This window comes from Gracilibacillus sp. JCM 18966 (genome assembly GCF_055392695.1).
Window position 1 is genome coordinate 1892314 of the sequence record NZ_AP043883.1, and the last position, 16154, is coordinate 1908467.

Consider the following 16154-nt stretch of genomic DNA (forward strand, 5'->3'; position numbering starts at 1 on the left):
CTGCTTTTTTTCAAAATAGTAAAAAATGTTGCTGAAAATTATAACAAGACAGATATCCTATCTATTTATTGAAATGTAGAGGAGAAGTAATAAATTTAAATTTTCGCTGTGGATGAAAGCATAAGCTTTTTGTTAAATGGAAAAGATGAATTCCGTAAACTTCATCTTTTTTCCTTCGCACGTATGTATGCCATAAAGATTTGTACACTTTTTTTGGTGAATCTTTTAGATTTCCACACCATCCATAAATTACGTTTTAATTCAGCGTCATGTATTTTCTTTTCATGTAAATATCCTTGCTCAATTTCACGAGCAACGGTTAGTCTTGAGACGATACTAATTCCAAGACCTGCCTCTACCGCACTTTTTATCGATTGGGTACTACCAAGCTCCATATAGCTTTCGATTTTTTCTAATATACCCCATTCATTTAAGAAATTTTCGATAATCGCTCTCGTTCCAGAGGTGGGCTCTCTCCAAATCATTCTCTCTTGAGCAATCTCGTCTATTTTGACTTCACTTTTCAAATTCCAGGGATGATCTGGTGCGTGGATGAGAACTAATTCATCTTCTTTAATTTTATCAATCGATAGTTTTGTATCATCTACGATTCCTTCGACTAGTGCAATGTCAATCATATCGTCTAACAGCAGTGCTAAAACCTTTGGAGTATTTTCCACATATAAAGATAAATGAAAATCGGGGTTTTCCTTTTTAAATTTTCCTAGTAAACCGGGTAATAAGTATTCCCCGATTGTGAGACTTGCACCCATCTTTAATGTGCTTTCATATCCTGCTACACTTGCAATAACTGCTTCCTTTGATTGGTTGTAATCTTGAACAATCGACTTGGCAAATGGATATAGCACATGTCCGCTCTCAGTAAGTAACAATCTCCCGTCTTTTCGATTAAAGAGGAGCGCTCCATATTCTGCTTCGATTTGATGTATTTGCTTTGTTATGGCAGGTTGAGATAAATATAAGGATTTCGCCGCCTGATTGATACTACCAGTCTCTACGACCAGACAGAATGTTTTTAATACTTGGATGTTCATACGATCGGCTCCTTTAATGGTGTTGTAGCGTTTGTAATCATTATATATCGGAGATAGAACTGTGTCACCTTTGGAAAGAATCAAAGGTTTATAATTTTATTTGGTTGTACTATTATTAAATAAATAAGTATCAAACTTGATGATTTATCATGGTGTTAAGGTAACTAGAAACAAAACATCAATAAAATAAGAAGGTGATTCTAGTGAAGCTAGAAGAATTAATTAATGATAACCACACGACCTTTAGTGAAGGAGAAAGAGTCTTGGCAAAGTTTATATTAGATAATAGGAAAGATATCTATGATCTAGGAATTAATGAGCTTGCTAAAAAAAGTTTAAGCTCTAAATCTTCTGTATTACGATTTGCACAGAAGCTAGGGTTCTCTGGATATACAGAAATGAGAAACTTTATGAAGTGGGAAAATCATTCGGAAAAATCTTTTACACAAGAAGACTTCGGAAAAATAGTGATTAGCAATGTAGAGCAGACCGTTAATCAGTTAAATGAAATGGATCTTACTAAAATTTGCGAAGCTATTGATAGAAGTCCAAATGTCTATATAACGGGGACTGGTCTCATGCAACAAGGTCTTGCCAAAGAAATGCAAAGAATGTTTCTAGGTATTGGTAAAAATATGCAAACCCTCCCTTTGGATATTGGTACAAATATCTACCAATTGTTGATGGAAAGAATTTCGGAAGAGGACTTGATAATAGTATTTTCAGGTTCTGGCAACAATGCGACTCTTAAGGAGGCGCTTAGTATTCCCTTAATTAAGAATGTTAATATCGTTGCCATCACTGGTTCTCATCATAACTGGTTAATGAATCATGCAACCTTCTGTATTCCGGTAAATATCAATCATAATTCCAGTTGGTTTTCTTCCTCAAGTGCCTTTTACAGTGTCATCGATATCTTTGCCTATCATTATTTTGAATATAAAAATAAAACGTTACAGGATAAATAAACTATATCGCAGAGGCTATTGCAGTTATGTAATAGCCTTTTTCTTATGATCTAAAATATTCCCATCTCATGAATCCGTTTCCCAATATGGCTGGAAGACCTTCTTTTACAGTGTTTTCTATACTATAATCTCATCATGATAGAGCAACATGAAAATGCTAGGGAAGGAGATAGATGATGAGAGCGATTCAAGTTATGTTTGACACCTTAAAAAGAAATTATTTAAATGCTTATGAACATTCTGATGTAATAACACCTAATTTCGACCGATTGCAAAGAAAGACTGTTCAATTTGATAATTTTTTTGCTGGCAGCTTACCTTGCATGCCTTCAAGGAGAGAGTTGCACACAGGTCGTTACAACTTTTTGCATCGTGGTTGGGGACCAATCGAACCTTTTGATGACTCCATGCCAGAAATATTAAAACAAAATGGGGTTTATACACATCTTGTTACAGATCATAAACATTATTGGAGAGATGGTGGTTCCACCTATCATACTCGTTATTCCTCCTATGAATTAATACGAGGACAGGAAGGAGATAACTGGAAAGCAAAAGTTGATAAGAAAATGGATGTTGAAGGGCTAGACAACCTTCCTGATTTTGCAAAAAAACGAAAGCAGGCTAGTATTTCTCAAGATCTAGTGAATCGAACCTTTATGAAAAAAGAAGAAGATCACTCCTTATATCGAACTGTCGATGCAGGTATGGAGTTTTTGAACGAAAATAAGGATGCGGATCAATGGTTCTTGCAAATTGAATGCTTTGATCCACATGAGCCATTTTTTGTACCTGAGGAGTATTTACATTTATATGGGCTATCGAAAGACGATTTCAATGGTTGGCTCCAATATTCACACGATGATTTTTCTCCAGAAAAAGCGGATGTTGTGAAAGGGTATTATAAAGCCCTATTGACAATGTGTGATGCATATTTAGGGAAGGTACTAGATTTTATGGATGAGAATAATATGTGGGAAGATACGATGTTAATTGTGAATACAGATCATGGACTACTTCTAGGAGAACATGAATGGTGGGGTAAGAATATCATGCCAGTCTATAATGAAATTGCTCATATACCATTTTTTATATGGGATCCAAAACTAGGTGTTCAAAATGAAACTAGAAACCAGTTAGCACAAAACATCGATATACCTGCAACTATATTAGAGTTCTTTGAAGTAGATTTACCAGAATACATGATGGGGAAACCGTTAAGCTCGGTAATTGAATCAGAAGAAATAATTCACGATGCTGCTTTATTTGGTTATTTTGGTAGCAATATTAATGTGGTCGATGGTGACTATATTTATATGAGAGGACCAATGCCTGGTCGAGAAGCGGAGCTACATGAATATACGTTAATGCCAATGAGGATGAATAGACGCTTTACTAAAGAGGAACTACAGGGTGCTGAATTGGATAATTCTTTTGCCTTTACAAAGGGGATCAGTACTTTAAAGATGAAAACGACTGATTATATGGCGAAAAGTTATCAGCGTTTTGGTAATAAATTATTTAACTATAAGGAAGATCCCAATCAAGAAAAGCCGCTTTATGACCTAGAGAAAGAATTTGAAATGATAACAAAATTAAAGGAATTAATGAAGGAAAATGAAGCTCCTGAATCGCAATATCTCTATTATGGTCTAGATCGAATTAATAGTATAGAGGATTTATTAGAAGAGCATAAGACTTTTGATAAAAAGCAAGAAATTGTTTGTGAAAATATTAAATTCTCCAATTATTGTATGAAAGAGGGCTATTTGGCAATGGTAGCTATCATGAAAGAAGAAAAAGTGGCATTGTTGAAGGCAGATCTTGAAAAAACAAGTGAGCATAATGCAGTAACAGATGAACATTTGAAGAATTGGATAACAGAACATATAGACAAGCAAGATCAAGGATTTATTTTTTATCAATTAGACCTAGCTCTTCGAATAGACTAGCTTCTACTATCGAAAAAGCTCGAAAAATGATCAAAAACTTATGAGGGCTTAAAAAAATGAGATAATCCTGCATGTTACAGGATTATCTCATGAATCTATCAAAGAAAGAGGGTTGGAGAGATGAAATACGAACAATTGGCAAATGACATTATAAAAAATATTGGAGGAAAAGAAAACGTTAACAGTGTTGTCCATTGTGTGACACGCTTGCGTTTTAAATTGAAAGACGAAGATAAAGCAAATACTAGTGTATTAAAAGATATGGATGGTATTGTTACCGTTATGAAAAGTGGTGGGCAGTACCAAGTAGTGATTGGCAATCATGTATCTGATGTATATAAAGCAGTACTATCTGTTGGAGGGTTTGATACTCAATCATCTGCGGATGAGGAAAGTGAAGAAAAGCAGGGATTATTTAACAAATTTATTGATATTGTCTCTGGAATATTTGCACCAATACTGGGTGTTTTAGCTGCTTCAGGAATGATTAAAGGTTTTAATGCTTTGTTTGTTGCATTAGGTTTGTATGCGAATACAACTGGAACCTATCATATTCTACAGGCTGTTGGTGATGCTCTCTTCCATTTTTTTCCTGTATTTTTGGGCTTTACAGCAATGAAAAAATTTGGTGGAAACCATTTCGTTGGGATGGCTATAGGTGCAGCGTTAGTGTATCCTTCACTTTCTGGTATTACGGAAGGGGAACCACTTTATACCTTATTTCAAGGAACTATATTTGAATCACCTATCCATATTACATTCCTTGGAATACCAGTTATTCTAATGAGTTATGCATCTTCTGTGATTCCAATTATATTGGCAGCATATGTTGGATCAAAATTGGAAAAATGGTTTATCAAAGTAATTCCTGATGTTGTAAAGTCCTTTCTTGTACCATTTTTCACATTGCTAGTAATCGTCCCAATCACTTTTATTGTGATTGGACCAATTGCTACATGGATTAGTTCACTATTAGGACAAGCTACTGTCTGGGCATATGATCTAAGTCCATTATTGGCAGGTTTGATACTTGGTGGATTATGGCAATTATTTGTAATGTTTGGTCTCCACTGGGGCTTCATTCCGATTGCAATGAACAACCTAGCAGTTTTTGGTTATGACTTTATATTAGCTTTAATATCAGCCACATCGCTAGCAACAACTGGTGTCGTACTTGGGGTAATGGCTAGGACGAAACAGCAAAAGATTAAAACTCTAAGTATACCTGCTGCTATATCCAGTATCTTTGGTGTGTCGGAGCCTGCGATTTATGGGATTACCTTACCTTTAAAAAGACCGTTTATTATAACTCTTATCACCTCTGCAGTTGGAGGAGGTATTATGGGAGCAACAGGTACGAAAGTATATATGATGGGTGGACTAGGTGTTTTTGGTATACCGTCTAAAATTGGTTCCGAGGGTCTTGACATCGGATTCTGGGGTGGAATCATTGCAATGGGAGTAAATTTAGTATTAGGCTTTATACTTGCTTATTTATTTGGATTGAGTAAAAAAAATAAAGATGGAGAATCCCTGAAAGAAGAAGATAACCATAATAGTACAGACAACAATCAAGACGAAAACATCACTAGTCCACTGAAGGGAACTGTTCTATCATTATCAGAAGTGAAGGATGAAGCTTTTTCTACTGGAGCGCTTGGAAAGGGGCTTGCAATTGATCCTACAGAAGGTAAATTGGTTTCTCCAGTTTCCGGGACAGTAACTGCACTATTTCCAACCAATCACGCTGTCGGAATAACAACTGATAATGGTGCTGAAATCTTAATGCATATTGGATTAGATACTGTTCAATTAAACGGGAAGTTTTTTAAATCCTCGATTAAACAAGGAGATAGGATAGAGAAAGGTCAATTACTGATAGATTTTGATGTAGAGCAAATCAAACAAGCCGGTTTTTCAGTAGTAACTCCTGTTCTCATTACTAATAGTGATAAGTATAAAGAGCTTATTCTAACAAATGCAGATAATGTAGATCCTGGTGGACAATTAATCAAAGCAGTGATTCATTAATTACATGACTTTTAGAAAAAAATAGAAAAATCTAGACTTGATAGTTAATTAAGCGACTTCCGGAGTATGGAAATAAAGGGTTTCCAAATGCCTAGTAAAGCTTAGGGGCATTTCCTTTAATCTCAATAGTTTTTCGGAAGTCGCTTTTATTATAAGTATTGTTACTGTACTATACTAATTTATCCAAGTGGTAAAATCCCCACTGAGGGAAGTTTCCCATTATAAATATACTTTTATTATATTTTGTGAACCATTTAAATGGTGTAAAAGTTCTTTTTTATAAAGCTTAAACCCGTTATTGCGATAGCGGTTTTGAACTTTTTTAAATGCTATTTTGTGGTTGTTCACATATACTCTTTTTTCCTTGCTACTTGTATAATAGATAAAGGTAACTGGCTGGTCTTCATATTGAAAATCAAACATTAGTTGATTCAATTCCCTTAAAATGATCGGATCAATAATAAGCGCATCGCTTACTTCTCTAATTCCCAAGACGTTGGAAATCAATTGATTCATAAAGATTCCGGGACCGCTTGAATAAATTCGCCAACCACCTTTTACTTTTACGCTACCATCTTTCAATTGGTTAAATTTTTCTAGAGCTTCATATCTAGTGTGAAATTTCCCATCAGAACTGCTAAAATAAGCATTACTCTGACGAATGTCAGCATTAGGAACTGATTTATTTAGAAGTATTGGGTTAATGACGTTTAAACCGTTCCAAACTTCTTCTTCCTTTCCAAGTTTAGCCATTGCTTCAATGAAGCGTATATGTGCATGTACATACTGTAGTCCTATTTCGCGACCGAAGTTACTTGCTTGCTCTGCACGTTTAAATTGATAACTAACCCCACCGTTGTATGATGCAGGTCGATTCATTAATCGGACACCGTCGGGGAAGAAAAGATGTTTTTTGATATATCCATAATGCCTATTTGCCTGGTCAGACGAAAATAATTCACTGATAATAGCACGTTGCATTGGTAGTAAACGGTATTGTATTCCTGTATCGTGATCAGATGGATGTAGCATTTTTTTAACTTTACTAGGATCTTCCATATAGATAAAACCTGGTATAACATCACTATCTAGAATATAATGTTCAATATCATTTTGAAGCAACAATACGATATCTTTTAGTTTCCCTAGCTCCCTTTCATAACAAGTGGTTAATAGTGTTGCTAGCTTTTTCATTGATTGATACATCAATGCGACAGACCAGGTGCTGACCATGTATTGTTTTAAATCCTGATTTGCAGGCTGTAACGTGTCATCCCAGTCCCCATCATCATAAGCTGGTAATGATGTATTGTGTAAAAAGGTGGATGTAATATAGTTAATTTGTTTTCTTAAATGATCTATTATCGGTATTTCTTCAGCAGAAAAATTCTTAGTAAGACGATCCATATAAGGAACTTTTTCTTCCAGTAAAGTAAAATCTCCTGTCGCTTCAATATAATCACCGATAATTTTGAGTGGCCAGATAATAATGTCTCCGTGGCTATCTTCTTGCTGAATGGAGACATATTGATCAAACATAAACCATTGCGGCCAATCTCCACTATCTTGGTATTGATGAGAATAGATTGTTTTGATAATTTCCTTAGCGGTTTGATAATGTCTAGTTGCCATAAAGTATTCAAAAGGTCCTTGACTCACATCTCGTGTTCCCCATGCAGCACCACCATATTGCTCCAGACCATGTGGAGTGGAGAAATGGACTAGCATATTGTGTGTATACCACCATGCTATTGCATTAGTTTTTTCTAGATATTCCGTTGTATCACCTTTCATAGAAAGGTGGAAACCTCTCATTACATCATGGAAAAATATACGGTAGCGTTCTTTTTCTAATGTAAAGTCTTTTACCTGCAATGGTTGTTGACTATGTTTTAGCTGACCTTCTATCACCATACTCCAGCTATCTGTCTTGTCCGTGGTGAAACATACTAATGAAGTTGAATTGTTATCTTGAAATACCTTGCTATTAGTGGGTAACTTCATCCGGTATTGTAGATCAGGGTATACTTGGTTTGCTTTCTCCTTCCAGTTAAATAGATAGGTACCTGTTGCTTGGTCATTGGTAAAGATAAATCCTTTTGTGTGATCAATTTGCTGTGTAACAAAGTAACGATAGCTCTTCCCTGATGCACTCTGAATTTGCAACTGTACATCATTTGTAGCTACTGCTGTAAAATTAGTAACAATCAATAGATCTTGTTCTGTTTTATAGTACCATTTGCAATAATTAAAGCCCATTTCAAAGGCAGAGGGCATAGCTAACAAATGGAGGGTTTTATTAATTTCTATATAAATTCGTTGTCCAGATGTTTTATGAATATTTAAAGGATTACGAGCATTGGTCGATAATTTATTCATCTCAACATTGCCAACAGATAATTGAGAATTAAAAATGCCATACATGTAAGAAGTTGTAGTAAATACATCATCTCGTATTTGATCATTGCTACCGCTCATTAAGATGTGTCCATGCGGTCTTTCCATCCATCGCTCTTTTTCCTTTAGTACAACATGTTCATACTGATTAGTGAAAAAAGATAATAGATTCCCATTCTTGTACTCCTCTAATTGTCGGATAGGATAATAAGCATTTAATTCTTCCTCGGTTAATGGCAAAGTATTTAGTGATACGTAGTTAAACAAATTAGCATTTATTTCAACCTGTTGATAAGGTGGCGTTGGCTTACTTTGGATACTTTCCCATGTTTGCATAATATCCGCTAGTCCATCCATTTTTGTTATAGCAGGTGGCTGGTCAGGTCGATAGGATCCATAGAAAACAAATTGATCCTTACCCTTCAATGTAACAGCTTCTGTTTGTAAGGCGGTATAGGCAAATTCATATTGATATACTTCCTTTGCCAAATGTCTTTTTGAAAGCACTTCTGGTAGATTGGTTAATTTATAGGATATCCCGAAAAATTGAAATCCATCTGTTGAATAACCAGTGGCCTTGTTTAATGTCCCTTGCTGAATAAATGGAAAGCGACCATTTTGTGGTTGATTTTGACGGGAACAGATTGTATAGCCTACCTGTTCGTCTTCAAATACCGTATGATCGATGTATTGAGAAACATATGCTTCATTTGAACGGACAGCTGCTAGCTCGGCAAGCCCTAAATCCTGTCCATATATTATATCTACATTATTGTTGTTTCCCTCTAGGTTGACTTCCCAGAACCAAGTATAATCAACAGCATGAAAAATAACTTCATAATGAACATTAGAAAATGTACCTACCCATTTCAATGTATGATCCGATTGATAAAAGGTACTTTCAGAATGAACACCTAGTAAGGGGTGATAGATGATTTGTCCATTATCCTCTATAATACGTAAGTAAATATTCTGCATAGAACCATCTATAGTATTGGATAATTGCTGGTTTATAAGTAAATTGTCTTTTGTAATAGCATATAAGTCACCACTTGATAAAAAGGAATAGCTTAACCCACTTGTTTTAATTTCAATGTTATTATTGGACATTATTGATCCTCCTTAGTTGGTATTAATTGAAATGAAAGTTCGATTACTTCTGTACTACTACTTCCGACAGAAACAATAAACGTACCAGGATCGCTTTTATATGCTAGATTGCTATGGAAATATCGTAAGTCTACTTCTGACAATTCAAAATAAATCGTTTGTTCTTCATTTGAATCTAATTCTATTTTTTTGAATCCTTTTAATTCTTTTACCGGACGTACGACTTCACCAACCGTATCACTAATATATAATTGAACTATTTCTTTTCCAGAAACACTGCCGGTATTTTTCACATTAAATGAAACAATTAGCTTGTCTGTTTTGGTGATTTGATTTTTTGATAGTTTCAGATTACTATACTGAAAAGTCGTATAGCTTAAGCCGAAACCAAATGGGAATAGAGGGTCATTTGGACTGTCTAAATATTGGGAAACATAACGTACTTGGGCATCTGGTGCACCTTTAGGACGTCCTGTATTATAATGATTATAGTAAACAGGAATTTGACCTGCTGAGTAAGGAAAAGACATCGTTAATTTTCCAGATGGATTTTGATCACCGAATAAAATGTCACCTATTGCGTTACCGCCTTCTGTACCAGGGTACCATGCTTCTAACAATGCATCAGAATGCTCTATTACACCATGTAAGTCAAGTGGTCTACCATTGAATAGAACCGTTACAATAGGTTTTCCAACGGTTGATATTGCTTTGATCAATTCTAACTGTGCTTCTGGCAATTGAATATTCGACCTTGATCCTGCTTCACCACTCATACTCGAATGCTCGCCGACAGCCATGACAATTACATCTGCCAATTTAGCTGTCTCGATAGCTTGCTTCTTTAAATCTTCTGTAATCATTGTAATGTCAGAGCCTTTAGAAATAAGGACTTCATTTTTTTTACCTTTTTTGCTTAGACCAGCTGCTATGGTAACCGCATCGTCGGTTGAACCTAGCCAAGACCATTGTCCAAGAATGTCTCCGCTATCCACAAATGGGCCAATTAACGCTATTTTTTGCATTGGCTCTAGCGGAAGTACGTTCTTCTCATTTTTTAACAAGACACAGGACTCTGCTGCTAATTCTCTAGCAGCTTTCCGATGAGAGTTGGACATGACTACTTTTTGCTCTCGCTTAATGTCAGCACCACGATAAGGATTTTCAAATAAGCCTAAATCATCTTTTAATTGCAAAATTCTTATCACTGCTTCGTCGATGAGAGATTCATCGAGTTCTCCACTCTCCACTAAATTTTTTAAGTTTTCTGTATAACAATGAGTCATCATTTCAATATCTGTTCCTGCTTCTAGTGCTTTTAAGGCAGCTTCACGCTCGTTTGATGCAACACCATGGGATATTAGCTCTTTGACAGCACCCCAATCTGAAATAATAACACCATCAAATCCCCATTGCTCTCTCAGAATGTTACGCATTAAATATTTGTTTGCGGTTGCAGGAATGCCGTCAACGATATTAAAGGATGACATGATCATTTTAACTCCAGCATTGATAGCATTTTTAAAAGGAGGTAAATAGTTTTCGTGGAGCTCGCGATCAGACATATTTACAGTATTATAGTCTCGACCTCCTTCTGCAGCTCCATAACCTGCGAAATGTTTTACGCAAGCAGCTATATGATCTAAGTTAGTCTTTAAATCTTTTCCTTGAAATCCTTTCACTTGTGCTTTTGCAAACATACTATTAAGAAATGGATCTTCACCAGTTGACTCCATTACCCGTCCCCATCGCGGATCTCTGACTAAGTCAACCATTGGAGCAAATGTTACATGGATTCCAGAAACTGCTGCTTCTTTTGCAGCTATTTTGGCGCTTTGTTCAGCAAGATCAATATTCCATGAACATCCAATTGCTAAAGGTATAGGAAAAATAGTTTTATATCCATGGACAACATCCGACATGAATAATAAAGGTATTCCTAGTCGGTTTTCCTCTAAATGTTTCTTCTGAATAGATATAATATTTTCAGCCCCTGAGGCACCTAGTACAGATCCAGCGTTTTGAACATTTTTTACGTCTACCTTTAAATGAACCATTGGACCAGTGATTTTACCGTTGTCTGAAGCTCCTTTAAAAAAGGGAGTAGCCAACTGCATAAGTTGATCAATTTTTTCTTCTAAAGTCATTTTTGCTAATAATTCAATAGCTTTATTGCTTTTCATCCGTTGTTACCTCCTGTTAATTGATACACAAAAAAATAAATCTATTGCAATTGATTTTAAAACTACTATAATCTATTTGTAGAAACGTTTCAACAAAAAATATATAATTAAATTTGTGTTTATTAACATATATCGTCTATAAAACAATGTTCACAAAAAAATAAAAATCACTTGAAACCGATTACAGATTAATCTATAATAAAATTGTTGAAACGTTTCGATTCGTTTTTTTGAAAGGGGTTGTTTTCCAAGAACGCACTATCGTTTATAAGATTAGTTTATTGGATGTAAATGAATGGAAGATAATACTTAGAAGAAATTTTATTGCTGTATAAATTTATGAAAGGGTGTTCCTATGTTTAAAGTGAAGCCATTTATTTTTGTATCTTTTTTAACAGCCATCATTACATTAAGTGCATGCTCTTCAGGAGATAGTTCAGGGGAAGATGAAGCTGGTGATAATACTATCCAGGTATGGACAATGTCAGAAGGATTAGATGATTTTGTAACAGATTTTGAAGAAGAAAGTGGCATAACAGTCGATGTTCAATCAATTCCTTGGGATAGTGCACATGATAAATTATTAACTGCTGTTGCTTCTGGAAAAGGACCAGATGTCTTACAGATTGGAACGACTTGGGTGGCAGAGTTTGCGGAAGCAGATACTTTTATGGATATCTCTGAATACATTGATGATTATGAAAATCTAGCTCCGGATAATTTCTATGATAGTGCGATAGGGACAACGGAATTTGATGGTAAAACAATAGGTATTCCGTGGTATGTAGATACGAGGGCATTATTCTATAGAACGGATATTTTAGAAGAAGTAGGCTATCCGAATGGTCCAGAAACATGGGATGATATGATCGATGCTTCCAGAAAGCTAGCAGATAGAGGGGAAGATCAGTATGCGATTGATTTACCTACGACTGATCCGCAATTTCCATTTATTTTAGCATGGGAGCATGGTTGGAATTACGATATCGATAAGGGTGCGGAAAGCTTCGATAGTGAGAATTTTAAGGAAGCGATTGAGTTACATCATTTATTTTATGAGGAAGGACTATCTCAAATGGGAGAAGGGAAAGAATTCTTTCAAGCATTTAGTGATGGGTCAAAACCAATGTTTTTCAGTGGGCCATGGGATATTGGAACAATAAAAGACAGAGCTCCTGAAATTGATGGTAAATGGAATGTAAAAGTAATGCCGACCGCTGAAAATAATAAGTCTATGATGGGTGGTGCACATCTTTCTGTATTCGCTAATTCTGAAAAGGTGGACCAATCACTAGAATTTATTAATTGGATGGCAGATCCTGAAACACAGGTAAAATGGTATGAAACAAAAAGTGAATTACCTGCTAATAAAGAAGCATGGCAAGATCCTGTTTTAGCCAATGACGGATTGGTTAGTACTTTTGGAGAACAATTGGAGTCGACGCAACCATTACCCTTAATTCCAGAATATGAACGATTAGGTAACGAGATTTTAAATGTCCTAGAGGAAATCAATCGTGGTGGAGCAGATATTGATCAATCATTAGAGGAATTCCAAGTAGAGGCTTCAAAGATTCTCTCAAAATAATGGAGTGTATTAAAGGAGAGGGATGTACGAGATAGCATTCCCTCCTTTGTAAAGGAGTGATTTCGTTGAACGCAATGAAAAAGAAATGGACACCGTTTCTTTTTATCGGCCCAGCAGTACTGCTTTTAATAGTTTTTTCATTTTTGCCAATTATTGTCGCTTTTAGTATTAGTTTCACAGATACTAACTTAATAGGATTAGCGAACTGGTCGCAAATTAACTTTGTTGGCTTAGATAATTATTTTGAATTGTTTAAAGATGAAACATTTATGCAATCAATGAGAAATACGTTTATCTATGTAATTATAGGTGTACCGTTAGCTGTAGGAAGCTCTTTCTTTATCGCTTTCTTTATCAATTTAGTGGGACAGAAATTAGCTTCGACATTTCGGGTGATTTACTATGTCCCTTCGGTGACGAATATTGTAGCAATTGCGGTTGTTTGGGGTTTTTTATATAACCAAGAGTATGGGTTGTTTAACTATCTATTATCCTTAATAGATGTTGGTCGAATCCCATGGTTAGAAGACCCATTTGTAGCTAAATTGTCTTTGATTTTATTGGCTGTTTGGAAAAGTAATGGTGTTAGCATGCTTATTTTTTTAGCTGCATTGCAATCCATTCCAAGAGTATATTACGAAGCTGCCGATATTGATGGAGCCAATAGATGGCAGAAATTGATTAGGATTACATTGCCATCGATGAGCTTTGCTACTTTCTTTGTTACGGTAACAACATTGATTGGCTGGCTACAGTTTTTTGAGGAACCTTTTGTTATGACAGAGGGTGGTCCATTAAATGGAACGAATTCGATAGCACTTTTTATCTATCAAGAAGGTTTTCAATACAATGAATTTGGCTATGGTGCTGCGGCCTCTTTTATTTTGTTTGCAATCATTATTGTAGCAACATTGATTCAATTCAAATTCAGAAAATCTGATCAAACATTATGAGGTGATCGACCATGTACTTGAAAAATAGAGTGGAAAAGACGGTTGTTATAGGAATTATGACCTTTGGTGGACTGCTCGTTTCCCTTCCTTTCGTATGGATGATCTTAAGTTCGCTCAAAAATGAGCGTGAAGTATTAAATATTCCACCAACATTGTTTCCAAATGAACCAACCATTGAGCATTATATTAATTTGTTCCAAAACTTAAACTTTGATGTATATTTAATTAATACGTTAATCCTTGTCTTTTTTTCCATGGTCGGGCTATTTTTAAACACAATGGCTGGTTATGGTTTTGGAAAATTTCAATTTAAAGGAAAGGAAACATGGTTTATCATTGTTCTGATTACGATGATGTTGCCAGGGCAAGTAACGATGATTCCGACCTACCTTATTTTAAATGAAATGGGATTAACGAATACAATGAGTGGTATTGTATTGCCTGGATTAATAGCAGCTTTTAATATTTTTTTAATCAGGCAATTTATGGTGACGATCCCAGACGATCTAATAGAAGCAGCAAGGCTAGATGGAGCAGGAGAATTTTATATTTTTATACGGTTGATTATTCCGTTAGCAAAGCCTATTCTGGCCGTGCAAGTTATATTAACATTTATCGGCTCATGGAATAGTTTCTTATGGCCGTTAATTATCGCGAATGATGAATCGTTGTATACATTATCGGTCGGATTAGCATTATTGAAAGACCAAAATGTTACCAATTATGGTTTGCAAATGGCAGGTTCTACCTTTATGGTAATACCAGTATTAATCATATTTGTAATTTTTCAAAAATATATTATTGAAGGGTTTAACGTGTCTGGTATTAAATAATCGGATGAAAAATGACTTCAATCTATCGTTCTGATAAAGTTAAATACAAGGAAAAGAAGCAGTAATGGAGGAAGTAGGAATGGCAACAATCAAAGATGTCGCTAAGTTGGCAGGTGTAGCGGTTTCCACCGCTTCATATGCATTAAATAACAGTACAAGGATCAGTGCAGCAACTAAACAAAGAGTGGAGGAAGCGGCCAGGACACTAAATTATAAAAAGAATGGTATAGCTTCTGACTTGAAACGGACGAAGACCAATACGATCGCTTTGATTTTAAGTGACCTATCTGGCCCATACTACTCAGAATTAATTAAAGGTGTTCAAGATGTAACAATGGCCAATGGTTATGATTTAATCGCTTGTAGTTCAATAGGAGGCCCACAGTCAACAGCTGTTAAATTTTTACGGGAAAAACGCGTAGATGGAGCAATTATTTTGGCTCATAACATCAGTGACCAAATTACAATAGAATCTGCCCAAGAGGATTTTCCGCTAATTGTTCTGGATAGAGATATTTCAAATAAATATGTGTATCATGTAGAAGTTGATAATGAGCATGGTGGTTATTTAGCGACAGAATATTTAATTGAGAAGGGTCTTCGTAATATTGCATATATTGGGGGACCGCAAGATTCTAATGATAATAAGAAACGTTTAAAGGGATACATGGAAGCATTAAAAAATCACAACTTAACTGCCTATTCCAATCTGAATTCGATCGGTAATTTTACGAGAGAAGGAGGATATAAAGCAACCAAATTATTGATTGCTCGTGGTGAGTTGCCCGAGGGGATTTTTTATGGTAATGATGAGATGGCAATAGGTGGTTTGCAGGCATTTAGAGACCACCAAATCAAGGTGCCAGAAGAAATTTCTGTCATCGGTTTTGATGATATTCAACTATCTGAATATGTTTCACCACCATTGACAACAATCAAGCAACCAAAATATGAAGCTGGAGCACTTGCTGTAGACCTTATTTTTCAATTGATAGAGGGAAAACAGATCAATCAAAAGTATACATTATCCACGGAATTGGTCGTTCGAGAATCAGTTAGAAAATAGTTATCCATCTATTAGCCA

The 16154-nt window shown here is 35.5% G+C and carries 10 protein-coding genes; 7 read left to right on the top strand and 3 right to left on the bottom strand.

All coding sequences use genetic code 11. The features are described 5' to 3' along the window. Positions 1-161 precede the first annotated feature (161 nt). On the bottom strand, positions 162-1055 hold the full coding sequence (locus ACZ5N5_RS09135; RefSeq protein WP_109985734.1) for a LysR family transcriptional regulator: 894 nt from the start codon (positions 1053-1055) through the stop codon (positions 162-164). Between the two features lie 203 nt (positions 1056-1258). Between ACZ5N5_RS09135 and ACZ5N5_RS09140 the strand changes: the two genes are divergently transcribed. The 3 genes from ACZ5N5_RS09140 to ACZ5N5_RS09150 all read left to right on the top strand — a co-directional run bounded on the left by ACZ5N5_RS09140 (position 1259) and on the right by ACZ5N5_RS09150 (position 6006). Further along, positions 1259-2023, top strand: a complete 765-nt coding sequence (locus tag ACZ5N5_RS09140) for a MurR/RpiR family transcriptional regulator (RefSeq protein ID WP_181397687.1) — start codon at positions 1259-1261, stop codon at positions 2021-2023. A gap of 176 nt (positions 2024-2199) precedes the next feature. Further along, positions 2200-3975, top strand: coding sequence for a sulfatase (locus ACZ5N5_RS09145; RefSeq protein WP_464373668.1), 1776 nt, complete (start codon positions 2200-2202; stop codon positions 3973-3975). A 120-nt stretch (positions 3976-4095) separates the two neighbouring features. Next, on the top strand, positions 4096-6006 hold the full coding sequence (locus ACZ5N5_RS09150; protein ID WP_109985737.1) for a beta-glucoside-specific PTS transporter subunit IIABC: 1911 nt from the start codon (positions 4096-4098) through the stop codon (positions 6004-6006). A gap of 219 nt (positions 6007-6225) precedes the next feature. Here ACZ5N5_RS09150 and ACZ5N5_RS09155 read toward each other — a convergent pair whose 3' ends face one another. Both ACZ5N5_RS09155 and bglX read right to left on the bottom strand, forming a co-directional pair. After that, positions 6226-9513 (bottom strand): GH36-type glycosyl hydrolase domain-containing protein, encoded by a 3288-nt coding sequence (locus ACZ5N5_RS09155; RefSeq protein WP_464373669.1) that lies wholly within the window; start codon positions 9511-9513, stop codon positions 6226-6228. Further along, a complete protein-coding gene (gene bglX / locus ACZ5N5_RS09160) occupies positions 9513-11696 on the bottom strand; it encodes a beta-glucosidase BglX (protein WP_464373670.1) in 2184 nt (727 codons plus the stop codon). Before bglX ends, ACZ5N5_RS09155 begins: the two co-directional genes overlap by 1 nt. A gap of 355 nt (positions 11697-12051) precedes the next feature. Here bglX and ACZ5N5_RS09165 point away from each other — a divergent pair, with 355 nt between their 5' ends. From ACZ5N5_RS09165 to ACZ5N5_RS09180, 4 genes are all read left to right on the top strand, one after another. Then, positions 12052-13284, top strand: a complete 1233-nt coding sequence (locus ACZ5N5_RS09165; protein WP_464373671.1) for a sugar ABC transporter substrate-binding protein — start codon at positions 12052-12054, stop codon at positions 13282-13284. A gap of 65 nt (positions 13285-13349) precedes the next feature. Continuing rightward, complete coding sequence (locus tag ACZ5N5_RS09170) at positions 13350-14237, top strand: carbohydrate ABC transporter permease (RefSeq protein WP_109985741.1); 888 nt, start codon at positions 13350-13352, stop codon at positions 14235-14237. Between the two features lie 11 nt (positions 14238-14248). Continuing rightward, the gene (locus ACZ5N5_RS09175) at positions 14249-15070 is read left to right on the top strand and encodes a carbohydrate ABC transporter permease (protein WP_054861161.1); all 822 of its coding nucleotides are present in this window, start codon (positions 14249-14251) and stop codon (positions 15068-15070) included. Positions 15071-15149: 79 nt separating this feature from the next. Beyond that, complete coding sequence (locus ACZ5N5_RS09180) at positions 15150-16136, top strand: LacI family DNA-binding transcriptional regulator (RefSeq protein ID WP_109985742.1); 987 nt, start codon at positions 15150-15152, stop codon at positions 16134-16136. Positions 16137-16154 lie beyond the last annotated feature (18 nt).

Excerpts from the sequence above, each read along its gene's own strand:
- ACZ5N5_RS09135 (WP_109985734.1), bottom strand. The coding sequence starts at position 1,055 with ATGAACATCCAAGTATTAAAAACATTCTGTCTGGTCGTAGAGACTGGT.
- ACZ5N5_RS09145 (WP_464373668.1), top strand. The coding sequence starts at position 2,200 with ATGAGAGCGATTCAAGTTATGTTTGACACCTTAAAAAGAAATTATTTA.
- ACZ5N5_RS09150 (WP_109985737.1), top strand. The coding sequence starts at position 4,096 with ATGAAATACGAACAATTGGCAAATGACATTATAAAAAATATTGGAGGA.
- ACZ5N5_RS09155 (WP_464373669.1), bottom strand. The coding sequence starts at position 9,513 with ATGTCCAATAATAACATTGAAATTAAAACAAGTGGGTTAAGCTATTCC.
- bglX (WP_464373670.1), bottom strand. The coding sequence starts at position 11,696 with ATGAAAAGCAATAAAGCTATTGAATTATTAGCAAAAATGACTTTAGAA.
- ACZ5N5_RS09165 (WP_464373671.1), top strand. The coding sequence starts at position 12,052 with ATGTTTAAAGTGAAGCCATTTATTTTTGTATCTTTTTTAACAGCCATC.
- ACZ5N5_RS09175 (WP_054861161.1), top strand. The coding sequence starts at position 14,249 with ATGTACTTGAAAAATAGAGTGGAAAAGACGGTTGTTATAGGAATTATG.
- ACZ5N5_RS09180 (WP_109985742.1), top strand. The coding sequence starts at position 15,150 with ATGGCAACAATCAAAGATGTCGCTAAGTTGGCAGGTGTAGCGGTTTCC.